We start from the raw sequence: 23,291 nt of genomic DNA on the forward strand, positions 1-23,291 counted from the left end.
AGCCCCACGAGCATGGCAGGGCTGCGGGGTTGCATTCAGGCGAGCGCAGCGAACACCTTGGCGGTGATCTCTTCGACCGAACCGACACCTTCCACACGGCTGTAGCGCGGGGTGCCTTCGACCTCGGCCAGTCGCTGGTAGAAATCCACCAGCGGCTTGGTCTGGGAATGATAGATCGACAAGCGGTGGCGTACGGTTTCTTCCAGGTCGTCCTGGCGCTGCACCAGTTCCTCGCCCGTGACATCGTCCTTGCCTGCGTCCTTCGGCGGATTGTGCTCGACATGGTAGACACGTCCCGAAGCCGGGTGCACACGGCGGCCGGACATGCGCTGGACGATCACTTCGTCATCCACGTCGATTTCCAGTACATGATCGAGCCTGACGCCGGCATCCTTCAGCGCCTGGGCCTGGGGAATGGTGCGCGGGAAACCGTCGAACAGAAAGCCGTTGGCACAATCGGGCTGGGTCAGGCGCTCCTGGATCAGGGCGATGATGATTTCGTCGGAAACCAGCCCCCCGCTCTCCATGACCCCCTTGACGCGCAGGCCCAGCTCGCTGCCAGCCTTGACCGCTGCGCGCAGCATATCGCCAGTGGAAATTTGCGGAATACCGAACTTCTCGGTAATGAACCGTGCCTGAGTACCTTTGCCGGCACCCGGCGCTCCCAGCAGAATCACGCGCATCAAAAAATCCTCAAGTTTGCAAAGGCCGTATCGACCCGGTAGCCACCACCGAACCTCCAGAGCCTGGCCGGCCCGGCAGTCATGCCACCTATTCTCATCACGCCCGAACGGGCGTCTCGAAGCGTCCACGCCCCGGCGCCAACTGGTCGCCGGCCACACCGGCACGTGCGATATCCGATCATTGCCATCACGACAAAAGGCTGAACACGATACACAGCACACCTACCCCACACAAGCGCGAACGCAGCAGCGCCCGGGGCGACGCAGTAGCGCCGAAAACAGCGCAGGAGCACTGGAGGCTGGGCGCTGGAAGCTGGACGAAAACGGCAATCGCCGGTGTTTTCGTCCAGCTATCCAGCCTCCGGCGCCGCGCTCGCCCCTTACCCGGTATTGCGCAGGCCGGCGGCGATACCCGCCACGCTCACCAGCAAAGCCTGTTCCAGAGGGCTATCCACGAGCACATCGGGTTGCCGCGAGCGTGCCAGCAACTCAATCTGCATCAGGTGCAAGGGGTCAAGATAGGTGTTGCGCAGGCTGAAGGCTTCCAGCGTTTCCGGACTGTGGGCGAGCAATTGCGACTGCCCGGTCAGCCCCGTCACGGCCCGCACCGCACGCGACAATCGGTCGCGCAGCCGTGCCCCCAGTTCCAGCAGCGGCTCATCCACCAGGCGCGCATCGTAGCGGCCGGCGATCTCCGCATCGGTCTTGGCCAGCACCATTTCCAGCATGTCGATACGCGTCGCGAAGAAAGGCCATTGCCGGCGCATGCTTTCCAGCACCTGCTGCTCGCCCCTGTCCAGGGCGTTCTCCAGCGCCCGCTCCCAGCCAAGCCAGGCCGGCAGCATCAGGCGCGTCTGGGTCCAGGCGAAAATCCACGGAATCGCCCGCAGGCTCTGCACCCCGCCTTCGCGGCGCTTGGCGGGACGACTACCCAACGGCAGGCGCCCCAGTTCCTGCTCCGGCGTCGCCTGGCGGAAATAGTCGACGAACTGCGGATGATCGCGCACCACCGAGCGATAGGCCTCGACGCCATCACACGCCAGCCGCTCCATCACTTCGCGCCAGTGCGGCTCGGGCATCGGTGGCGGCAGCAGGGTCGCTTCGAGGATGGCCGCCAGGTAGATGTTCAGGTTCTGCTCGGCGATGCCCGGCAGGCCGAACTTGAAGCGGATCATCTCGCCCTGTTCGGTGGTGCGGAAACGCCCCTTCACCGAACCTGGCGGCTGCGACAGGATCGCCGCATGGGCCGGGCCGCCGCCGCGCCCGACGCTGCCGCCACGGCCGTGGAACAGCAGCAGCTCGACCCCATGGCGGGCACAGATGTCGACCAGTGCCTCCTGGGCCCGGTATTGCGCCCAGGCCGCCGCCGTGGTGCCGGCATCCTTGGCCGAGTCGGAATAACCGATCATCACTTCCTGGGCGCCCGCAAGGTGCGCACGGTAGCCCGGCAGCGTCAGCAGCCGCTCGATCACCTGGCCGGCGGCATTCAGGTCGTCCAATGTCTCGAACAGCGGCGCCACACGCATCGGCCGGTCGAGGCCCGCCTCCTTCAACAGCAGTTGCACCGCCAGCACATCGGAGGCGCTGCGCGCCATGGAGATCACATAGGAACCCAGCGAGGCCGCCGGCGCCTGGGCGATCACCGCACAGGTCGCCAGGACCTCGGCGGTCTGCGGCGACGGCTGGTAGCGGTGCGGCAGCAAGGGCCGGGGGTTCTCCAATTCGGCCGACAGGAATGCCAGGCGCCGCTCTTCATGCCACTGCCGATAGTCGCCCAGGCCGAGGTATTCGGTGATTTCAGCCAGGGCGGCCGTGTGCCACAAGGCGTCCTGGCGAATATCCAGGCGCACCAGGAACAGGCCGAATGTCGCCACCCGGCGCAGGCAATCGAGCAGGGCGCCATCGGCGATCACATGCATGCCGCAGGCATGCAACGAACGATGGCAGAGCGCCAATGGCTCACTCAGTTCGGCATTCTCCTGCAGCACTCGCTCGCAGGGCGGCAGCTCGCTTTCCTGGGCCATCCGCGCCCAGTCGCGGGTCGCCAGCAGGCGCTCGCGCAGGCCCTTGAGCAGTTGCCGGTACGGCTCGGGGCTGTCGCCCACGCGGGCACGCAGTTCCTCGCTGGCATTCTGCATCGACAGGGTGGTGACCAGATCGTCGATATCGCGCAGATACAGCCCGGCGGCGACTTCCCGCGCCAGCAGCAATACCGTGCGGCTGACCTTCGCCGTGACATTGGGATTGCCGTCACGATCGCCGCCCATCCACGAGGCGAAGCGAATCGGCGCGGCCTCTAGCGGTAATGGCTGGCCGGCGGCATTGCGCAAGATCGCGTCGGTCTGGCGCAGGACATTGGGCAGCGCCTGCCAGAGCGAGCCTTCGATGGTGGCGAAGCCCCACTTGGCTTCCTCCAGCGGCGTCGGGCGGCTGCGGCGGATCTCCTCGGTGTGCCAGGCCTCGGCGATCAACCGCTGCAGATTCAGCTCGATACGCGCCCGCTCGCCCGGGGACAGGTCGGCATGATCACGGGCGGCCAACTGCGCGGTGATGGCGTCGTACTTCTGGATCAGGGTGCGCCGCGACACCTCGGTCGGGTGCGCCGTCAGCACCAGTTCGATATCCAGTTGCGCCACCTGGCGGGCCAGTTGCCGCGGGGCATGGCCCGCCGCTTCGAGGCGGCCCAGCAGCCCGCTGAGCATGCTTTCCTCGAAAGGCGCCGCCTCGCCTTCGCGGTGCCGCCTGACCCGGTGGTACTGCTCGGCGATATTGGCCAGATTGAGGAACTGGTTGAAGGCCCGCGACATCGGCAGCAGTTCGCCCTCGCTCAGGCTATCGAGGGTGGCGGCGAGCTGGGCCGCACCGTCGGCCGAGCCCTGGCGGGCGGCCTTGGCCCCTTTGCGGATCAGTTCGATCTTTTCGAAGAACAGGTCGCCGTGCTGTTCGCGAATGGTCCTGCCCAACAACTCTCCCAGCAGATGCACGTTCTCGCGCAAGCGCACGTCTATTTTCGCCATGCAACCCTCCATTGACTCGCGGCGCGGCAATCCCCGCCGCAACAGGCCGAACAGGTGCCCGGCCCCAAGGCATACGGTCATCCGCCGTTACCGACAGCGACATGCCGAACTTTATCGCAGCACCGGCATCCGAATGACCGTGACATCAGTTTGCCTTGCAACTGAACATTTTTCGACGGACGGCATCAGAGAAATATGCCATGCGTTGCCCGGGTTCCTGCCGAAGGATTCCGGGCGATGCAATCAGCTACCCATCCCAACGACCGTCAGGCAATTCGTCAAAGGAGACTGACCATGACGCAACACTCACTGCATAACCGCAATTCGCGCCTTGTACTACCCAAACTGGCCGCCGTGGCCCTGGGTGGCCTGCTGCTCACCGCCTGCGCAGGCAACCCGCCCACCGAACAGTTCGCCGTCACCAACTCCGCGGTCAGAAGCGCCGTCAGCGCTGGCGGTACCGAGTTCGCACCGGTCGAGACCCGTTCCGCCCAGGAAAAATGGAAAGACGCAGAGCTGGCTCTGCAGAAGAAGGACTACGACAAGGCCCGTACCCTGGCCGAGCAGGCCGAGTGGGATGCCCGCCTGGCCGAGCGCAAGACCCAGGCGGTCAAGGCCCAGAAAGCTCTGGAAGATGCCCAGCGCGGCATTCAGGAACTGCGTGACGAAGGTCTGCGCAACGTCCAGTAAGCCCCAGGCCCGATCCTCTCAGATAAAGGAATGACCCATTATGCAAAAGCTCGTTACCCTTCCCGCCCTGCTGGCTCTGTCCGTAGCCCTCGCGGCGTGCTCGACACCGCCCAACCCCAACCTGGAGCAGGCACGCAGCAAGTTCTCCACCCTGCAATCCGACCCTCGCTCCAACACCCTGGCGGCCCTCGAGACCGAAGACGCCAGCAAGGCGCTGGACAAGGCCAACAAGGCCTACCTGGATGATGCCAAGGAGCAGAAGGTAGACCAGCTCGCCTACCTGGCCAACCGCCGTATCGACGTGGCCGAACAGACCATCGCCCTGCGCACCGCCGAGGACGACCTCAAGAAGTCTTCCGCGGAACGCGCCAAGGCTCGCCTGGAAGCGCGCGAAGCGGAAATCCGCAAGCTGCAGACCGAACTGCAGGGCAAGAAGACCGAGCGCGGCACCCTGGTGACCTTCGGTGACGTGCTGTTCGACTTCAACCGTGCCGAACTGAAGCCGGGCGGCCTGCACAACGTGCAGAAGCTCGCCGACTTCCTCAACGAGAACCCGGAGCGCAAGGTGATCGTCGAGGGCTACACCGACAGCACCGGCTCCGCCCAGTACAACCAGGGCCTGTCCGAGCGTCGCGCCGACGCCGTACGCCTGGCGCTGGTACGCTTCGGTGTCAGCCCGCAGCGCATCGTGTCCCAGGGCTATGGCAAGGACTATCCGATCGCCAGCAACAGCAACGAATCGGGCCGTGCCCTGAACCGTCGCGTGGAAGTCACCATCTCCGATGACGCCAACCCCGTGGCACCGCGTTCCTCGGTACGCTGACCACACCGCGCGGGAGCCTTCGGGCTCCCGCTCTTCACTCTAGCCGCACCACACGCCAGCTCAGCGCAGCAACCCTTCCGGCACTGGCGGCTGCTCGCCGACACAACGAACCGCACGCTTGCGGTTGTCCACCAGCACCCCGCTCAAGCCCTTCTGCTGCACATCGAACAGCACCAGCACGCCATCGATGCACTGAGCCACCTGCTCGGCCGGCTTCAACGAGACCCTGTAGTCCTCGCCGGGAACCGTCTTGAGCATCGTGTAGTCCGCCAGCAGCAAGGCATCTTCCGGCTTGGCCATATGCAGGTAGCCGTAATAGCTCAGCACACCGACCGTGGCCGCCACCGAACCGATGGCCGTAAGGATGTAGGGGATGGGATTGCGTTCGCTCATAGGGAAATCCAGATGGGAAAAGACGAAAAGAAGAGCTGGAGGCTGGACGACAATCGGACACCCACAATCGTACAGCCTTCAGCGCTCCTGTCGGCTGTCGCTTTCAGATGATATTCGCGTAGTCCGCCTCGATCCGTTCCAGGCTCAGGTGGTTGAGGAAGTTGGAGAAGCACATCCAGGCCGATAGCGCATTGAGGTCCTGGAACTGCTGCGGCAGGTATTTCGGCGGCACCACCATTCCTTCATCGACCAGTTGGCGCAGGGTGCGCATGTCTTCCAGGGTGGTCTTGCCGCAGAACAGCAGGGGGATCTGCTCCAGCTTGCCCTTGCGCACGGCCAGCTGGATATAGTTGTAGACCATGATGAAGCCCTTCAGGTACGACAGGTCCTTGGTGAACGGCATGCCGTCGGGCGTCGAGCCGCGAAAGACCCGGCTGGCGTTGCTGTAGCACTCGTCCTGGTCATAGCCCTGCTCGCGGAAGAAGGCGAAGACATCGAGGAAATCCGCCCCCTCCTCCGCCATATGGATGGCCCGGGTGCGGTTGGTCAGCTTGCGCAGGCGTGTCGGGTAGGAGGCGAAGGCGATCACCTCCATGAGAATCGCCAGCCCTTCCTGGGTCACCGTGGAAGATGGCGGCCCCTTGGCCAGGAAGGTGCAGATCGGCTGGTTCTGGCCATTGAGTGTAGTGCCCACATGCACCAGCCCCTCGTGCACGGCCAGCGCCCGTACATCGCGCTGGTTGAACAGCGCATCGCTGCGGATCTTGATGTAGTCGGCGCCCGCCGCCGCGTCGGCGAGAATGCCATCGGACTCGAACACCCGGATGACCCCTTCGCCCTCGCCGAACACCGTATCCAGTTGCTGCTGGAGGATCTCCACCGCCTGCCTGGCATCCAGGGTCTTGGCTTCGTCCTTGAGGTCGCTGCGGTCGGCGATATTGTTCAGGTAGTCGGAGAGCATCAGCCCGAGGTCGGCCAGGGTCGGGTCGCCAGCATGGAAGGCATCCGAAGCGGCGCCGTACAGCTCCTGGGAGATCAGGCCGAAATCGGCGGTGCCGCGCGCTTCCAGCATGCGCACCACCATGCGGTACTCCTTGCACATGCGCCGCATGATCTGCCCGACCGGGTTGAACTGCCCCAGTTGCCGAGTGATATCCCGCTCGATGGCCTGCAGTTCTTCTTTTTTCGCACCGGCATCGAAAGCCAGCGGACGCCGCTCGTACCAGGCCCGGTTGACCGCCGGCAATTCACGCCCGGCGGCGGCGAAAAAGCCCTTGCGGATGCTGTCGTCCCACTTCACCGCATCCAGCACGCGCAACGGCGACTGCGCCTCGACGATACGGTCGGACAACGCACGCACCGTGCTCTGGTATTCATCGAGCTGGTTACCGGCATTCATCGCCACTCTCCCAGGACAAACCGTAAGGTGCGCCCGCTATCAGAGTTCCGGGCGCATATGCGGGAACAGGATGACATCGCGGATCGACGGCGAATCGGTCAGCAGCATCACCAGGCGGTCGATGCCGATGCCTTCGCCGGCGGTCGGCGGCATGCCGTACTCCAGCGCCCGCACGAAATCGGCATCGAAGTGCATGGCCTCGTCGTCGCCGGCATCCTTCTCCGCCACCTGGGCGTGGAAGCGCTCGGCCTGGTCCTCGGCATCGTTCAGCTCGGAATAGGCATTGGCGATTTCCCTGCCGCCGATGAACAGCTCGAAGCGGTCGGTGACGCTCGGGTCCTCGTCGTTACGGCGCGCCAGCGGCGACACCTCGAACGGATAACGGGTGATGAAGGTCGGCTGCTCCAGCTTGTGCTCGACCAGCTCCTCGAAAATCATCACCTGCAGCTTGCCCAGCCCCTCGAAGCCCTTGACGTCGGCGCCAGCCTGCCTGGCGATGGCGCGCGCCTTGTCCAGGTCGCGCAGGTCGTCGGCGCTGATGCGCGGGTTGTACTGGAGGATGGAGTCGAACACCGACAGCCGTGCGAACGGCTCGCCGAAATGGAACACCTTGTCGCCATAGGGCACGTCGGTCGTGCCGAGGACCGCCTGGGCCAGCTCGCGGAACAGCTCCTCGGTCAGGCCCATGTTGTCTTCATAGTCGGCGTAGGCCTGGTAGAACTCGAGCATGGTGAACTCGGGGTTGTGCCGGGTCGAGACACCTTCGTTACGGAAGTTGCGGTTGATCTCGAACACCCGCTCGAAACCGCCCACCACCAGGCGCTTGAGGTACAGCTCGGGGGCGATGCGCAGGAACATCGGCAGGTCGAGGGCATTATGGTGTGTCTCGAAAGGCTTGGCCGAAGCGCCGCCGGGAATGGTCTGCAGCATCGGCGTTTCCACTTCGAGGAAGTCGCGCTCGGCGAGGAAACGGCGGATATGCGCGATCACCTGGGAGCGCACGCGGAAGGTATGGCGGGTTTCCTCGTTGACGATCAGGTCGACATAGCGCTGGCGGTAGCGCTGCTCGGTGTCGGTCAGGCCATGGTGCTTGTCCGGCAGCGGGCGTAGCGACTTGGTCAGCAGTTGCACACGGGTCATGTGCACATAGAGGTCGCCCTTGCCGGAGCGCGCCAGGGTGCCCTCGGCGGCGATGATGTCGCCCAGGTCCCAGCTCTTGATCGCCTCCAGGGTCTCGGCCGGCAACCCCTTGCGGTCGACATAGAGCTGGATGCGCCCACTCATGTCCTGCAGCACCATGAAAGCGCCACGGTCGAGCATGATGCGGCCGGCCACCTTGACCGGAACGGCCAACCCTTCCAGCTCTTCCTTGCTCTTGCCTTGGTAGGCCTTCTGCAGGTCCGCACAGTAACTGTCACGGCGGAAATCGTTGGGGAATACAAGACCCTTGGCGCGCTCGGCGGCAAGCTTTTCCTTGCGCAGCGCGATCAGGTGGTTTTCTTCCTCATGGATGGCATGCTGGTTCAGCGGTTGTTCGCTCATGGTCGTTCGTTTGCCTGGCGTATTTCACGGTAAATGGGGTGCGGGCAGTGCAATACCGCCCGCGGGAAGATGCCTTGGAAGCTGTTCACGATCCGCTGCGCGTCGGCCCCGCTGCGTTAGAAACAGGCTCTTACAGGCCCTGTTTCAGGCTGGCTTCCAGGTACTCGTCGAGGTCGCCGTCCAGCACCTTGTCGCAGTCGCTACGCTCCACGCCGGTACGCAGGTCCTTGATACGCGACTGGTCGAGCACGTAGGAGCGGATCTGGTGCCCCCAGCCGATATCGGACTTGGAGTCCTCCAGGGCCTGGGACGCGGCATTGCGTTTCTGGATTTCCTGCTCGTACAACCTGGCCCGCAACATCTTCATCGCGGTGTCCTTGTTGGCGTGCTGGGAGCGCTCGTTCTGGCAACTGACCACGGTATTGGTCGGGATGTGGGTGATGCGCACCGCCGAATCGGTGGTGTTGACGTGTTGCCCGCCGGCGCCGGAAGAACGGTAGGTGTCGATGCGCAGGTCGGCCGGGTTGATCTCGATCTCGATGTTGTCGTCGATCTCCGGCGAGACGAATACCGCGGTGAACGAGGTGTGGCGACGGTTGCCGGAGTCGAACGGGCTCTTGCGCACCAGGCGGTGCACACCAATCTCGGTGCGCAGCCAGCCGAAGGCGTATTCGCCTTTTATATGCAGGGTCGCGCCCTTGATACCGGCGACCTCGCCCTCGGAGAGTTCCATGATGGTGGTATCGAAGCCGCGTTTGTCGGCCCAGCGCAGGTACATGCGCAGCAGCATGTTGGCCCAGTCCTGGGCCTCGGTGCCGCCGGAACCAGCCTGGATATCCAGGTAGCAGTTGTTGGCATCCATCTCGCCGCTGAACATGCGGCGGAACTCCAGTTGCTCGAGGATGCCGCGCAGCCGCTCGAGTTCGTTGGCGACATCGTTGGCCGCGCTTTCGTCATCCTCTTCCACGGCCATGTCCAGCAGTTCACTGGAGTCGCCCAGCCCGCCCTGCAACTCATCCAGGGTCTCGACGATCTGCGCCAGGGTGGCGCGCTCGCGCCCCAGGCTCTGGGCGTAGTCCGGATTGTTCCAGACGTTCGGGTCTTCCAGCTCGCGGTTTACTTCGACCAGCCGATCATGCTTCTGATCGTAGTCAAAGATACCCCCGAATCGACAGGGTACGTTCGGAAAGATCCTTGATGCTGTTGAGGATCGGGTTGATTTCCATGGTCGGCGGCACTCTCAATCAGGCGTATCGAAAAGCCGAGGATTATAGCGCAGCGGCCGGATGATGACAGCAGGTTCTGGCTTCCACGAAGCGATCGCACTATCCGCACAAAGACTGCGGTTAAAGCACTGGAGGCTGGAAAGCCGGACGAAAAACACCCGCTGCCACGCTCTTTCCTCCAGCCTCCGGCGCTCTCTCCGGCTCCTTGCCTTACATGGCACGATCATCCTGCAGACTTGCCCGATGTATGGGAAAATCGCCGGCCACATTCCCGCGTATCCCAGCCAATGCCCCGACACCCGCACATCGCCGAAAAAGGCCGGCTGCATCCGCGCAACCGCCACCAGGGCCGTTACGACTTTCCGGCGTTGATCACCGCCAGCCCGGAGCTGGCCGAGTACGTGATCCTCAACCCCTACGGCAAGCAGAGCATCGACTTCGCCAACCCGCAGGCCGTCAGGACCTTCAATCGCGCCCTGCTCAAGCAGCTATACGGCATCGCCCACTGGGACATCCCCGAAGGCTACCTGTGCCCTCCGGTCCCCGGCCGCGCCGACTACCTGCATGGCCTGGCCGACCTGCTGGCACACCACAATGGCGGCGAAATCCCCCGGGGCACGGGTATCCGGGCACTGGACATCGGCACCGGCGCCAACTGCATCTACCCCCTGATCGGCGTGAAGGAGTACGGCTGGCGCTTCCTCGCCACGGATATCGATCCTACAGCCCTGGCCTGCGCCCGCACCACCATTGCCGCCAATGGCCTGGAAAAATCCATAGAACTGAGGCAGCAGCGGGAGCAACGGCATATTTTCCATGGCCTGCTCGGCAGCGAAGAACGCTTCGACCTCAGCCTGTGCAACCCGCCGTTTCATGCCTCGCAGGCAGAAGCCAGCAGTGGCAGCCAGCGCAAATGGAAAAACCTCGGGCGGCTCGACCCGCAGCGCAAACTGCCGGCGCTGAATTTCGGCGGGCAGAGCAACGAACTCTGGTGCGAAGGCGGGGAAATCGCCTTTATCGGCAAAATGGCCGATGAAAGCCTCGAGGTCGCCGCACAGGTCCGCTGGTTCAGCACCCTGGTGTCCAAGGCCGGCAATATCGAGCCCCTGCGCAAGCGCCTGGCCAGGCTGGGCGCCCGCCACCTGCATATAGGCGAAATGGCCCAGGGGCAGAAGCGCAGCCGCTTCGTCGCCTGGAGCTTTTCCGAACACCCCGACACCAAGCCATAGGCTTCAGGCCTATGGCTTGCGGGCGATCGCGCCACGCACGGCAAAGAGCCGGAAAAAGCACTGGAAGGCTGAAGGCTGGACGAAAGGGCATGGCAGCCGGTGTTTTTCGTCCAGCCTTCCAGCCAGCGCTTTTATCGAAGCACCTTGCCCATGAATAACCACATAGTGCGATCCCCCGCTTACAGCCTTACCAGTGCAGGGTTTCCTTGAGAAAGGGAATGGTCAGTCGCCGTTGCGCCTGCAGCGAGGCCTGGTCCAGGCGGTCCAGCAGTTCGAACAGCGCGCTCATGTTGCGATCGCCACGGGTCAGGATAAAACGCCCAACATCCTCCGGCAGGTCGAGCCCGCGCCGCGAGGCGCGCAACTGCAAAGCGCGCAGCTTGTCCTCGTCGGACAACTGGCGAAGCTGGAATACCAGCGCCAGGCTCAGGCGCGACTTCAGGTCCGGCAACACCACCGGCAACTCGCGTGGCGAGACACTGGCCGACAGCAGCAGACGCCGCCCGCCATCGCGCAGGCGGTTGAACAGGTGGAACAGCGCCTCTTCCCAGGCCGCATCCGCCACCACCGCATCCAGGTCGTCCAGGCACACCAGTTCGTATTGCTCGAGACCATCGAGCAGCTCCGGAGCGAACCCGGCCACTTCGGCCAGCGGCAGATAGACCCCCTGCTCTCCCCGCTCCTCGATACGCAGGCAGGCCGCCTGCAACAGATGGCTGCGGCCGACGCCGGAACCGCCCCACAGGTAGATCAACTCATCGGACCAGCCCGCGGCTGGCGAACAGAGCCGCTCCACATAGCCCAGCGCAGCGGCATTGGCGCCCGGGTAGAAATTGGCGAAAGTGGCATCGTCGCGCAGACGCACGCCAAGAGGCAGTTGAACGGGTTTCATGATCGTCTACGAAGTGATGCCAACGCGGGACAGGGCTCGAAGTGTATAGCGATCAGGGGGGCGAAGACAGCGCTGGAAAAGCGCAGGGCGAACCGGAAAGCGCCCGAGCCGGATGGTTTCCGTCCAACCCCGGCAGCCCGACCGGGGTGCCATCACCAACCGAAGCGCATCAGCGTGCCTTCCTCCACGGGCTCATCTTCCGCCTCAGCCGAAACCTCGGCCATGGCGGGCTCCTGCTCATGCTCCAGTTCATGCAATCCCGCCACCCGCAACTGCGCACGCACCTGCTCCGGGCGGCTTTGCAAGCGGTAGACCAGCCGCTCGCCATCCATGCGCGACAACGTCGCGCCCATGGCGCCGAGCAGGCGCTCCAGCTCGGCGAAACGCTCCACGTCGACCCCGGAAACCTCCAGTACGATTTGCTCGGCCGCGCCCGGAGCCACGACATAATGGGGCGCGATAAAGCGGCTGGCCGCCAGCAGCACGGCATCGGCCAGCGCTTCCTGACTTGGCGCGGCGACCTTGCCCTGGGTGTTTTCCTCGCCCAGCCACAAGCGCCACGCGGCAGACCACTCGCCATCCCGCTCGCTCGCCAGCACGGCCAGCAATGCATCGGCGTCATAACGCGCGGACGCGTCATGCAGCGTCCCGGCATCGGCCTGGGTCAACGTCTCCGGGGTCGCCAGCAGTTGCTCCTGCAGATCGGCCAGCGGCAACCGCAACGGCAAGCCTCGGTGCCGGGCGGCCTCACGCAGCATCGGCGCCCCCGCCTGGCCATCACCGATCAACTGCGCGCCGTCATCCTCCACATTGCCGGGCGCGCGCCCCAGCCACCACAGCAACAGGGCCGGGCGATTCTGCCCCCACAAGGCCAGCCCGGCCTGGCGCAGGCGCTGCTCGGTGGCCACCGGATCGAAATCCACCACCAGGCTGTCGCCTTCGTAGGCATACTGGCGCACCAGCGGCTGCGGGTTCTTGCGCAAGGCGGCGAGTTCGTCCTGCCCGCCCTCCAGGTCGCTTCCCGTCAGGCGCAACAGCAAGGTATCGAAAGCACGCTGCAGCGCTTGCGCCCGCTCTTCGGGTTGCTGGCTGGAGACCGCTTCGGTGACCTGATACAGGCCGTTCACCTGCGCCGCGAAAGCCAGCGGGGCGACGAGGCCGGCGCAACCCAGAAGGATGGAACGAAGGAAGACACGCATGGACGCAAGCTCTCGCGAAACGAATATCGGCATACCTTAAACAGCACCGCCAGGCGCAGCAATACAAAGGGTGCAGCAATACGAGGAATAGCGACACAAGGAATAGCGCCGGACTTCGGCCATTGCGGCGCCAAGGCTCGAAAAGAGCGCTGGAAGGCTGGAGGCTGAACGAAAGAGCGGGCCGCCGGTGTTTTTCGTCGAGCTTTCCCGCCTCCCGCATCTTTATCGAAGCGCATTGCCCTTGGATAACGACATAGCCGTGATTGCCCTGCCATCGACGCCAGCGGGATGGCTGCTGCATGGCAAGCCTGATAAAATCGCGCACTTTATCCTGCTGGCCCGGAACCCGCTTCCCGGCCCGGTCGCCCTTTACCGTTCGCATTACCTCCACAGGCCCGGATCATTATGAGCAAGCAACCCTCCCTCAACTATAAGGACGCTGGTGTCGATATCGATGCTGGTGAAGCGCTGGTCGAGCGCATCAAGGGCGTCGCCAAACGCACCGCCCGGCCTGAAGTGATGGGCGGCCTGGGTGGCTTCGGCGCACTCTGCGAAATCCCCGCCGGCTACCGGCAGCCGGTGCTGGTGTCGGGCACCGATGGCGTCGGCACCAAGCTGCGCCTGGCGCTGAACCTGAACCGCCACGACAGCATCGGCCAGGACCTGGTCGCCATGTGCGTCAACGACCTGGTGGTCTGCGGCGCGGAACCGCTGTTCTTCCTCGACTACTACGCCACCGGCAAGCTCAATGTCGATGTCGCCGCCACCGTGGTGACCGGCATCGGCACTGGTTGCGAACTGGCCGGCTGCGCCCTGGTCGGCGGCGAGACCGCGGAAATGCCCGGCATGTACGAAGGCGAGGACTACGACCTGGCCGGCTTCTGCGTCGGCGTGGTGGAAAAGAGCGAGATCATCGACGGCTCGCAGGTCGCCAGCGGCGACGCGCTGATCGCCCTGCCTTCCTCCGGCCCGCACTCCAATGGCTACTCGCTGATCCGCAAGATCCTCGAAGTCTCCGCCAGCGATATCGAAAGCACCCGGCTGGACGGCAAGCCGCTGGCCGAGCTGCTGATGGCGCCGACGCGCATCTACGTCAAGCCGCTGCTCAAGCTGATCGAGGACACCGGCGCGGTCAAGGCCATGGCCCACATCACCGGCGGCGGCCTGCTCGACAACATCCCGCGCGTCCTGCCGGAAGGCGCCCAGGCGGTGATCGACGTGGCCAGTTGGACCCGCCCGGCGGTGTTCGACTGGCTGCAGGAGAAAGGCAACGTCGACGAGCACGAGATGCACCGCGTACTCAACTGCGGGGTCGGCATGGTCATCTGCGTGGCCCAGGACAAGGTCGAAGAAACCCTCGTTAACCTGCGCGCCTCGGGCGAGCAGCCATGGGTCATCGGCTCCATCGGCCAGGCCGGCGCCGACGCTCCCCGCGTCCGGCTCGACAACCTGAAGCGCGCCTGATGCCCGATGCCTGCGATCTGGTCGTCCTGATATCAGGGGCCGGCAGCAACCTGCAGGCCCTGATCGACAGCCTGGGCAATCGCAACCCTGCACGCATCCGCGCGGTCATCAGCAACCGCGCCGATGCCTACGGCCTGCAGCGCGCGCGCCAGGCCGGGATCGAAACCCGCGTACTGCAGCCACGTGACTACCCCGACCGCGACGGCTTCGACGACGCCCTGGCGGATCTCATCGACGGCTACTCGCCCGACCTGGTGGTACTCGCCGGCTTCATGCGCATCCTCGGCCCGGCCTTCGTTCGTCGCTATAACGGCCGCCTGCTGAACATCCATCCATCCCTGCTGCCGAAGTACAAGGGACTGGATACCCACCGGCGCGCCCTCGAAGCTGGCGACAGTGAGCATGGCTGCAGCGTGCACTTCGTCACCGAAGAACTCGATGGCGGCCCCCTGGCGCTACAGGCGGTGGTTCCCATCCTTGCCGGCGAAGGCCTGGAAAACCTGGCCCAGCGCGTACATGAACAGGAACACCTGATCTACCCGCTGGCGGTGCGCTGGTTCGCCGAAGGACGCTTGCGCCTCGGCGCACAAGGCGCGATGCTCGACGGCACGCCACTACCGGCCACCGGCCAACTCATACGAATCTAGGAGATACCATGCGTCGCGCCCTGCTGCTTGCCCTTGCCGTACTGGCCCTGCCGGTGCAGGCCCTGGAACTCAAACCCTTCTCCGCCAGCTACACGGCGGACTGGAAGCAGGTACCGGTCAGCGGAACCGCCAAACGCAGCCTCGAACACCTGGAGGGCAACCTCTGGCAACTGGACTTCGAGGCCTCGATGCTGGTGGCCAGCCTCAACGAGCGCAGCCAGTTCACCCTCGAGGGCAGCAGCTTCCTCCCACAGAAGTACCGCCTCAAGCGTAGCGGGCTAGGCAAAGGCAAACGCGTCGAGCAGGATTTCGACTGGACCGGCAAACAGGTGCTCGGCAATGATCGGGGCGAGCAGGTCAAGCTGCCTCTCAACCCCGGGCTTCTGGACAAATCCACCTATCAACTGGTCCTGCAGCACGATGTCGCCGCCGGCAAGACCGGCATGAGCTACCAGGTGGTCGACGGCGACGAAATCGAAACCTACGACTTCCGCGTGCTCGGCGAAGAGAAAATCGCCACCAAGGCCGGCCAGGTCGATGCGATCAAGGTCGAGCGCGTGCGCGACCCGACCCAGAGCAAGCGCGTGACCATGCTCTGGTTCGCCAAGGACTGGGATTTCCTGCTGGTGCGCCTGCATCAGGTCGAGAAGGACGGCAAGGAGTACCAGATCATGCTGGAGGCCGGCCAGGTCGACGGCAAGCCCGTGCAAGGCAACTGATCCCGGGGCGGATGTCGCCATTCCATACGCGTCGGGAATGGCTCCGCTGACCGCCCGGCCTACGCATGGCCCCGGTATTTCATCGTGGCACGACACACAGCCGGCCCGGCCGGCATCCATAGACAGGTATTCGTATGCGCCCGCTGCTGTTCATGCTGTTCCCACTGCTCGGCGCCTGCCAGAGCTTTTTCGCCGCCCAGCAGCCGCCGGCAGTGGGAGAGCGCATGCAAGGTGAGGTGCGGCGGGAAGCGGGCACGCTGCTGCTGACCACCTGCCTGAGCACGCAGGAGCAGACCCTGTCGTTGCAGGACCAGAGCGACAGCGGCTTCAACGACGATGCCAACGCCCTGTTCGCCGACGGTGCGACACGCCTGTTCGTCGACATCGGCGGCCGCAAGCTCGGCAAGGCCAGCGCCGACGCCTACCCGCGCCTGGACGTCCGGCAGGTCTACCGCATCCAGAACGAAGGGCACGGCTGCGACGACCCGGCGCTACGCAGCCTGACCTTGCGCGCCAGCGGCAACGAACCCTTCTGGAACATCGCCATCAGCCCCCGTGGCCTGTTGCTCGAACGCCCGGACCAACCGCCACTGGCACTCCCCTATCTGGAAGAACAGTTGCCCCAGGGGCAGCTCAACTTCAGCAGCGAAGCCAACCAGCAGCGCCTGGAACTCTGGATCGCACCGCAACGTTGCGTGGACAGCGCCAGCGGCGCCGTCAGCCACCTGAGCGCGGTGCTCAGCATCGATGGCCAGCGCCAGAACGGCTGCGCCTATTTCGGCGCCCTGCGCAACCAGTGACCCGCACAATGGATTCCGAGACGAAGCACACATGAACCGAGCCCTCGACCTGCTGCAACCCTACCCCTTCGAAAAACTGCGGGCGCTGCTTGGCGGCGTGCAGCCGGCGGCAGGGCTGGCGCCGATCGCCCTGTCCATCGGTGAACCCAAGCACGAGTCCCCCGGCTTCGTGGCCCAGGCACTGACCGACAACCTCCGGCAACTGTCGGTCTACCCGACCACCCTGGGCATCGCGCCCCTGCGCGAAGCCATCGCCGCCTGGTGCGAAAGGCGCTTTACCGTGCCCTCTGGCTGGCTCGACCCGGCGCGCCACATACTACCGGTCAATGGCACCCGCGAGGCGCTGTTCTCCTTCACCCAGGCCGTAGTGGACCACCAGTCCGACGGCCTGGTGCTCAGCCCCAACCCGTTCTACCAGATCTATGAAGGCGCCGCCCTGCTGGCCGGCGCCACGCCGCACTACCTGCCCTGCCTGGAAGAAAACGGCTTCAACCCGGACTTCGACGCCGTGGCGCCGGAAACCTGGCGGCGCACACAGATCCTGTTCCTCTGCTCCCCCGGCAACCCCACCGGCGCGCTGGTGCCGCTGGAAACCCTGAAGAAACTGATCGCCCTGGCCGACCAGCATGACTTCGTCATCGCCGCCGACGAGTGCTACAGCGAACTCTACTTCGACGAGGACAGCCCGCCACCCGGCCTGCTCAGCGCCTGTGCCGCCCTGGGCCGCAGCGACTTCAAGCGCTGCGTGGTGTTCCACAGCCTGTCCAAGCGCTCCAACCTGCCGGGCCTGCGTTCGGGCTTCGTCGCCGGCGATGCCGATATCCTCAAAGCCTTTCTGCTCTACCGCACCTACCATGGCTGCGCCATGCCGGTGCAGACGCAACTGGCCAGCATCGCCGCCTGGAACGACGAGCAGCATGTCCGCGCCAACCGCGACCTGTATCGCAGCAAATACGACGCGGTACTGGACATCCTCGCCCCCGTCCTCGATGTGAAGCGGCCGGACGGCGGCTTCTATCTGTGGGCCAGGACGCCCGGTGATGACACCCGGTTCACCCGCGACCTGTTCGCCCGCCAGAACGTCACGGTGGTACCCGGCTCATACCTGTCGCGCGAAGTCGATGGCGGCAACCCCGGCGCTGGCCGTGTACGCATGGCGCTGGTAGCGCCCCTGGCCGAATGCATCGAGGCGGCACGACGCATCCGTGCCTTCGTACGGGAAGCCTGAAAAACATGCCTCATGTCGTTTATCGGGCAAGAGCGGCGACAGGCCATAAGCTTGCAGTGGAGTATCCTTAGGGCGCCGTGCGCACCGGGGAGATACCCTGTACTTGCCAGTGCGCACGGCACACCCTTGCAGCCTCTTCCTGCTCGGAACCTGCCGCTTGCCACTGCATCTTGCCGCAACGCCGTTCACCCCTGTCACAATTCATGCATATCGGCCCGGTAAAAAGCCTCAACCCCTGGACGTTGTAAGCTATGCCGCGCCCACGACAAGAGAATTAGCAATATGGCCATGAACGATATCTATGCCGAGTCCGAACCCGGACGTGCCGAGGTCGACGCACTGCCGGGGAACGTCCTGCTGGAATTCGGCGCCCCCTGGTGCGAGCACTGCCAGGCCGCCCAGCCGCTGCTGGCCGAAGCCTTGCGCGGCCAGCCAGTGCATCACCTGAAGATCGAGGATGGTCCGAAAAGGCGCCTGGGCCGCTCATTCAAGGTCAAACTCTGGCCGACCTTGATCCTGTTGCGCAACGGCCATGAGATCGCTCGCAGCGTGCGCCCGACCGATGTCCGGGAAATCCATGCCCTGCTGCAGGGCATGGACGCGCAATAGCCGCCGGACTTTTCCCACTACCGGTCATGGCATAATCCATGACCCAGCGATGCCCAAGGAGGAATATTCCATGGCCGCAACCAGACCCGGCCTGCGCCTGTACGGAATCAAAGCATGCGACACCATGAAAAAGGCTCGAACCTGGCTGGAAGAACATGGCCTGCCCTATGACTTCCATGACTACAAGAGCGCCGGTATCGACCGCGCTCACCTGCAGGCCTGGTGCGACGAACATGGCTGGCAGGTCGTACTCAACCGTGCCGGCACCACCTTCCGCAAGCTCGACGATGCGCAGAAGGCCGACCTCGACCAGGCCAAAGCCATCGAACTGATGCTGGCGCAACCGTCGATGATCAAACGCCCGGTGCTAGAACTGGGCGACAAGACACTGGTCGGATTCAAGCCCGACACCTACGCTGCCGAACTGGCCAGCACGAACTGAACCACGCCCGCACGGCGGACGTGCTCTACACAAGGATAATCCGATGTCCAGCAACACCTTCAGCCTCGCCTTCGGCGTCGGCACCCAGAACCGCCAGGGCAACTGGCTGGAAGTCTTCTACGCACAGCCCCTGCTGAACCCGGACAGCGCGCTGGTGGACGCCGTCGCACCGCTGCTGGGCTATAGCGGTGGCAACCAGGCGATCGCCATCAACACCACCCAGGCGGCCCAACTGGCCGACGCCATCAAGCCGCTGGACGCGGTCCAGCATGCCCTGCTCACCCGCCTGGCTGAAAGCCACCGTCCGCTGGTAGTCACCATCCTGGCGGAAGACGCGGCCCTGACCTCCACCCCGGAGGCCTACCTCAAGCTGCACCTGCTGTCCCATCGCCTGGCCAGGCCGCACGGCCTGAACCTCGCCGGCATCTTCCCGCTGCTGCCCAACGTCGCCTGGACCAACCATGGCGCGGTGGACCTGGCCGAACTGGCCGAACTGCAACTGGAAGCACGCCTGAAAGGCGACCTGCTGGAAGTCTTCTCGGTGGACAAATTCCCGAAAATGACCGACTACGTGGTGCCGAGCGGGGTACGTATCGCCGACAGCGCCCGTATCCGCCTGGGCGCCTACATCGGTGAAGGCACCACGGTGATGCACGAGGGCTTCGTCAACTTCAACGCCGGCACCGCCGGCCCGGGCATGATCGAGGGCCGGGTCTCGGCCGGGGTCTTCATCGGCAAGGGCTCGGACCTCGGTGGCGGCTGCTCGACCATGGGCACCCTGTCCGGCGGCGGCAATATCGTCATTTCCGTCGGCGAAGGCTGCCTGATAGGCGCCAATGCAGGGATTGGCATCCCGCTGGGCGATCGCAACACCGTGGAGTCCGGCCTGTACCTCACCGCCGGCACCAAGGTCGCCCTGCTGGACGACCAGAACCAGTTGGTTCAAGTGGTCAAGGCCCGCGAACTGGCCGGCCAGAATGACCTGCTGTTCCGCCGCAACTCCCAGACCGGCGCAGTGGAATGCAAGAGCAACCGTTCCGCCATCGAGCTGAACGAAGCCCTGCACGCCCATAACTGAGCGACTGCCGCGCCATGCGTCCATGCATGGCGCGGCCCATGATTCGAGTTCCCTCCCGTGCCCGTCCTGATTGTCGATGAGTTCGTCAGTTTCACCCTGGCGATCATGCTGCTGTTCGCCGGAAAGATCCTGACCCTGCGCACCGAGCTGTTACGCCGCTACAGTATTCCTGAACCCGTGATTGGCGGTTTCATCTGTGCGGCGGTGGTCGCTTTCGCTTATTACGTACTGGGCACGCAGATCCAGTTCGAACTCCAGGTACGCGACCTGCTGATGCTGTATTTCTTCGCCGCCATCGGCCTGAAGGCGGACCTGCGCACCCTGCTCAAAGGCGGTCGCCCGCTGCTGGTCCTGCTGCTGTTGGCCAGTGTCTTCATCGTCCTGCAGAACCTGCTGGGCATGGGCGTCGCGACGGCCTTCGGCCTGGAACCGCGGGCCGGGCTGATGGCCGGGTCGATCTCGCTCACCGGGGGCGTCGGCACCACACTGGCGTGGGCGCCGCAATTCGTCGAGCAACTGGGCATCGCCAACGCCATGGAGCTGGGGATCGCCAGCAACACCCTGGGCCTGATCGCCGCCTGCATGCTCGGCGGGCCGATCGCCCGCTACCTGATGCAGCGCCATCGCCTGCAACCCTCGGACAACACCCACCTGGACATAGGCCGCTCCTATGAAGAGGAACAACCCAAGCTCGACTACTACGGCGTGCTCTGGGCCTGGATGGGCCTGAACGTGGCCCTGTTGCTGGGACAGGGCATCGCCGAGACGCTGGAAAGCGCCGGCCTCAACCTGCCACGTTTCGTCAGTTGCCTGCTGGCCGGCATCCTGATCCGCAACCTGCTGCCCCACCTGCTGGGCCGCCAGCTCGCCCGCAACTGGCCCGGCGCCCAGCAGGGGCTGGCGCTGATCTCGGATATCTGCCTGGGCATGTTCCTGACCATGGCGCTGATGAGCCTCAGGCTATGGGAGCTGCAATCGGTATTCTTCTTCATACTGGTGGCCATCGGACTGCAACTGCTGCTATGCATCGCCTACATCCTGCTGGTGGTCTTCCGCTGCATGGGACGGGACTACGAAGCGGCGGTGATCTGCGCCGGCTTCGGTGGTATCAGCCTGGGCTCGACGGCCACGGCGGTGGTCAACATGACCGCCGTGGCGCAACAGTACGGGGCGGCGCACCGGGCCTTCATCCTGGTGCCACTGGTATGCGGTTTCTTCATCGACCTGGTCAATGCGCTGGTCATTCACTTCTTCACGGGACTCTAGGCATGCCCCTCATCACCTCGCCATGGCGCCAGGATTTCCCCGGTATTCTCGCCCTGCAGGCCGACGGGCAGACCTACCTGGACAGCGCCGCCACCGCGCAGAAACCCCAGGCCATGCTCGATGCCCTGCTCGATCACTACCGCCATGGCACGGCCAACGTCCATCGTGCCCAGCACCCGCCGGCCGAGCGCACCACCCGCGCCTTCGAAGACACCCGCGCCGCCGTCGCGCGCTGGCTGAACGCCGCGCGCCCGAGCGAGATCGTCTTCACCCATGGCGCCACCGAGGCCTTCAATCTGCTGGCCTATGCACTGGAAAGCGAATTCGCGGCCGGCGACGAGATCGTCATCAGCGCGCTGGAACACCACGCCAACCTGCTGCCCTGGCAACAACTGGCGCGCCGCCGTGGCCTTGCGCTGCGCGTACTGCCGCTGGACGAGCGGGGCCATATCGACCTGCTCCAGGCACAGGCGATCATCGGCGCGAACACCCGCCTGCTCGCCATCAGCCAGCTCTCCAACGTCCTCGGCAACCGCCAGCCGCTGCCGGAACTGCTGGCGCTGGCCAGGCGGCACGGGGCGCTCACGGTGGTCGACGGCGCCCAGGGTGTGGTGCATGCACGCCAGGACGTACGCGCGCTGGGCTGCGATTTCTATGTGTTCTCCAGCCACAAGCTGTACGGCCCCGACGGCCTGGGCATTCTCTATGGGCGGGAAGACGCCCTCGCCCGCCTGGCGCCTTGGCAGTTCGGCGGCGAAATGCTGCAGGAAGCCGACTACCAGTGGGCCAGCTTCCGCGCGGCCCCCATGGGGCTGGAGGCCGGCACCCCGCCCATAGGGCCGGTGATCGGCTTCGGTGCGACCTTGCAATACCTCTCTTCCCTCGACCCACTGCGGGTTCAGGAACATGAACGACGGCTGCACCAGGCCCTGCTCGACGGTCTTAGCCAGCGCCGTGGCGTCGTCCTGCTCGGCACGCCGGACAGCGCCCTCGCCAGCTTTATCGTGCAAGGCGTCCATCATGCCGACCTGGCCCAGTTGCTCGGTGAACAGGGCGTTGCCGTGCGCAGTGGCAGCCACTGCGCCATGCCGCTGCTACGCAGCCTCGGGCATGACGGCGCCCTGCGCGTATCCCTGGGGCTGTACAACGACGAACATGACCTGCGGCGCTTTTTCGATGCGCTGGACCAGGCCCTGGAGATACTGCGATGACCTCGCTGCCAGCCGAAGCCCGGGAGGCACTGGCGCAGTTCGCCGACTGCCAGGGCTGGGAGGCGCGCGCCCGACTGCTGATGCAGTGGGGCGAACGGCTGGCCCCGCTCGCCCCGCAAGAGCGCTGCGACACCAACCGCGTGGAAGGCTGCGAAAGCCGGGTCTGGCTGGTCGCGCAACACCAGGGCGGGCACTGGCAACTGCGCGCCGACAGCGATGCCCGCCTGCTACGCGGCCTGCTGGCGCTATTGCTGGTGCGTATCCAGGGCCTCGATGGCAAAACCCTGGAAACCCTCGACCTGGCCGAATGGTTCCAGCAACTGGGGCTCGCCCGCCAGCTCTCGCCATCGCGCAGCAATGGACTGCACGCGGTGTTGCAACGTATCCACGGCATCATCACCAACCCGCAAGCGTAAGACTCGTTGCCGTCCCTGGCGGCGAAGGCCCGCCCCGCCACCAGGCATCCGCACAGCCACTCGCGCTGAAGCCAGACCTCTTGCCAATCCAGTTGATGAGACGAAGCTCTTGCGTACCCAGGCACCCCGTTCGCGGGCAGCCCATGCCTGCGGGAGCCGCCCATCATTTTCCCACCAATCGGCATAGGGGGCAGTCCTCATGGACTGCGCCCCTGCCACACCACCCGGCATGCGGGTCCGCACCGGGCGGTTCGAGAGATTGAGATCATGAGAGCCGGGGCAGTCCCAAGCGGTCGAACCAGGCCAGGTTCAGCACGC

22 protein-coding genes are annotated in these 23,291 nt (G+C 64.8%); 14 read left to right on the forward strand and 8 right to left on the reverse strand.

The window, feature by feature from the left end; genetic code table 11:
- Positions 1-35: 35 nt before the first annotated feature.
- Entirely contained in the window at positions 36-683 is a 648-nt protein-coding gene (gene adk / locus DNJ95_RS02785) for an adenylate kinase (RefSeq protein WP_131183184.1), read from the reverse strand.
- Positions 684-1,063: 380 nt separating this feature from the next.
- Entirely contained in the window at positions 1,064-3,700 is a 2,637-nt protein-coding gene (gene ppc, locus DNJ95_RS02790; RefSeq protein ID WP_131183185.1) for a phosphoenolpyruvate carboxylase, read from the reverse strand.
- 294 nt (positions 3,701-3,994) lie between these two features.
- Between ppc and DNJ95_RS02795 the strand changes: the two genes are divergently transcribed.
- Both DNJ95_RS02795 and lptF read left to right on the forward strand, forming a co-directional pair.
- Positions 3,995-4,390 (forward strand): DUF4398 domain-containing protein, encoded by a 396-nt coding sequence (locus DNJ95_RS02795; protein WP_131183186.1) that lies wholly within the window; start codon positions 3,995-3,997, stop codon positions 4,388-4,390.
- Between the two features lie 40 nt (positions 4,391-4,430).
- Positions 4,431-5,213, forward strand: a complete 783-nt coding sequence (lptF, locus tag DNJ95_RS02800; protein ID WP_131183187.1) for a lipotoxin F family OmpA-related lipoprotein LptF — start codon at positions 4,431-4,433, stop codon at positions 5,211-5,213.
- Between the two features lie 60 nt (positions 5,214-5,273).
- Here lptF and DNJ95_RS02805 read toward each other — a convergent pair whose 3' ends face one another.
- From DNJ95_RS02805 to prfB, 4 genes are all read right to left on the reverse strand, one after another.
- Positions 5,274-5,606 (reverse strand): PA3694 family proteiin, encoded by a 333-nt coding sequence (locus tag DNJ95_RS02805; RefSeq protein ID WP_131183188.1) that lies wholly within the window; start codon positions 5,604-5,606, stop codon positions 5,274-5,276.
- 103 nt (positions 5,607-5,709) lie between these two features.
- The gene (locus tag DNJ95_RS02810) at positions 5,710-7,005 is read right to left on the reverse strand and encodes a flavohemoglobin expression-modulating QEGLA motif protein (RefSeq protein ID WP_131183189.1); all 1,296 of its coding nucleotides are present in this window, start codon (positions 7,003-7,005) and stop codon (positions 5,710-5,712) included.
- A 39-nt stretch (positions 7,006-7,044) separates the two neighbouring features.
- Entirely contained in the window at positions 7,045-8,547 is a 1,503-nt protein-coding gene (gene lysS, locus DNJ95_RS02815; protein WP_131183190.1) for a lysine--tRNA ligase, read from the reverse strand.
- A gap of 130 nt (positions 8,548-8,677) precedes the next feature.
- Positions 8,678-9,773, reverse strand: a protein-coding gene (gene prfB, locus DNJ95_RS02820) for a peptide chain release factor 2 (protein WP_131183191.1) whose coding sequence is annotated in 2 segments (ribosomal slippage) — positions 8,678-9,700 and positions 9,702-9,773 — 1,095 coding nt in all. Because the reading frame shifts where the segments join, the coding sequence is not laid out codon by codon here.
- Positions 9,774-10,060: 287 nt separating this feature from the next.
- Here prfB and rlmF point away from each other — a divergent pair.
- On the forward strand, positions 10,061-11,002 hold the full coding sequence (rlmF, locus tag DNJ95_RS02825; RefSeq protein WP_131183192.1) for a 23S rRNA (adenine(1618)-N(6))-methyltransferase RlmF: 942 nt from the start codon (positions 10,061-10,063) through the stop codon (positions 11,000-11,002).
- Positions 11,003-11,189: 187 nt separating this feature from the next.
- Here rlmF and hda read toward each other — a convergent pair whose 3' ends face one another.
- Positions 11,190-11,894, reverse strand: a complete 705-nt coding sequence (gene hda / locus DNJ95_RS02830; protein WP_131183193.1) for a DnaA regulatory inactivator Hda — start codon at positions 11,892-11,894, stop codon at positions 11,190-11,192.
- Between the two features lie 152 nt (positions 11,895-12,046).
- Positions 12,047-13,093 (reverse strand): DUF2066 domain-containing protein, encoded by a 1,047-nt coding sequence (locus DNJ95_RS02835; protein WP_165491548.1) that lies wholly within the window; start codon positions 13,091-13,093, stop codon positions 12,047-12,049.
- 402 nt (positions 13,094-13,495) lie between these two features.
- Here DNJ95_RS02835 and purM point away from each other — a divergent pair, with 402 nt between their 5' ends.
- From purM to DNJ95_RS02890, 11 genes are all read left to right on the forward strand, one after another.
- The gene (purM, locus tag DNJ95_RS02840) at positions 13,496-14,557 is read left to right on the forward strand and encodes a phosphoribosylformylglycinamidine cyclo-ligase (protein ID WP_181953365.1); all 1,062 of its coding nucleotides are present in this window, start codon (positions 13,496-13,498) and stop codon (positions 14,555-14,557) included.
- Positions 14,557-15,204 (forward strand): phosphoribosylglycinamide formyltransferase, encoded by a 648-nt coding sequence (gene purN, locus DNJ95_RS02845; RefSeq protein ID WP_131183196.1) that lies wholly within the window; start codon positions 14,557-14,559, stop codon positions 15,202-15,204. The genes purM and purN overlap by 1 nt, the downstream gene beginning before the upstream one ends.
- Before the next feature lie 8 nt (positions 15,205-15,212).
- Positions 15,213-15,923, forward strand: a complete 711-nt coding sequence (locus DNJ95_RS02850) for a DUF3108 domain-containing protein (RefSeq protein ID WP_131183197.1) — start codon at positions 15,213-15,215, stop codon at positions 15,921-15,923.
- 134 nt (positions 15,924-16,057) lie between these two features.
- Positions 16,058-16,723: a COG3650 family protein gene (locus DNJ95_RS02855; RefSeq protein WP_131183198.1), complete on the forward strand. Its 666-nt coding sequence runs from the start codon at positions 16,058-16,060 to the stop codon at positions 16,721-16,723.
- Between the two features lie 31 nt (positions 16,724-16,754).
- Positions 16,755-17,951: a succinyldiaminopimelate transaminase gene (gene dapC / locus DNJ95_RS02860; RefSeq protein WP_131183199.1), complete on the forward strand. Its 1,197-nt coding sequence runs from the start codon at positions 16,755-16,757 to the stop codon at positions 17,949-17,951.
- A 282-nt stretch (positions 17,952-18,233) separates the two neighbouring features.
- Entirely contained in the window at positions 18,234-18,560 is a 327-nt protein-coding gene (locus DNJ95_RS02865; protein ID WP_131183200.1) for a thioredoxin family protein, read from the forward strand.
- 70 nt (positions 18,561-18,630) lie between these two features.
- On the forward strand, positions 18,631-19,002 hold the full coding sequence (locus tag DNJ95_RS02870) for an ArsC family reductase (protein WP_131183201.1): 372 nt from the start codon (positions 18,631-18,633) through the stop codon (positions 19,000-19,002).
- A gap of 43 nt (positions 19,003-19,045) precedes the next feature.
- On the forward strand, positions 19,046-20,080 hold the full coding sequence (dapD, locus tag DNJ95_RS02875; protein WP_131183202.1) for a 2,3,4,5-tetrahydropyridine-2,6-dicarboxylate N-succinyltransferase: 1,035 nt from the start codon (positions 19,046-19,048) through the stop codon (positions 20,078-20,080).
- A 66-nt stretch (positions 20,081-20,146) separates the two neighbouring features.
- On the forward strand, positions 20,147-21,346 hold the full coding sequence (gene gltS / locus DNJ95_RS02880) for a sodium/glutamate symporter (RefSeq protein WP_207388726.1): 1,200 nt from the start codon (positions 20,147-20,149) through the stop codon (positions 21,344-21,346).
- Positions 21,347-21,348: 2 nt separating this feature from the next.
- Positions 21,349-22,557 (forward strand): aminotransferase class V-fold PLP-dependent enzyme, encoded by a 1,209-nt coding sequence (locus tag DNJ95_RS02885; RefSeq protein WP_131183203.1) that lies wholly within the window; start codon positions 21,349-21,351, stop codon positions 22,555-22,557.
- Complete coding sequence (locus DNJ95_RS02890; RefSeq protein ID WP_131183204.1) at positions 22,554-22,973, forward strand: SufE family protein; 420 nt, start codon at positions 22,554-22,556, stop codon at positions 22,971-22,973. The genes DNJ95_RS02885 and DNJ95_RS02890 overlap by 4 nt, the downstream gene beginning before the upstream one ends.
- Positions 22,974-23,291: the final 318 nt, after the last annotated feature.

The sequence above is a fragment of the Stutzerimonas kirkiae genome (assembly GCF_004327335.1).
Taxonomy (GTDB): Bacteria; Pseudomonadota; Gammaproteobacteria; order Pseudomonadales; family Pseudomonadaceae; genus Stutzerimonas; species Stutzerimonas kirkiae.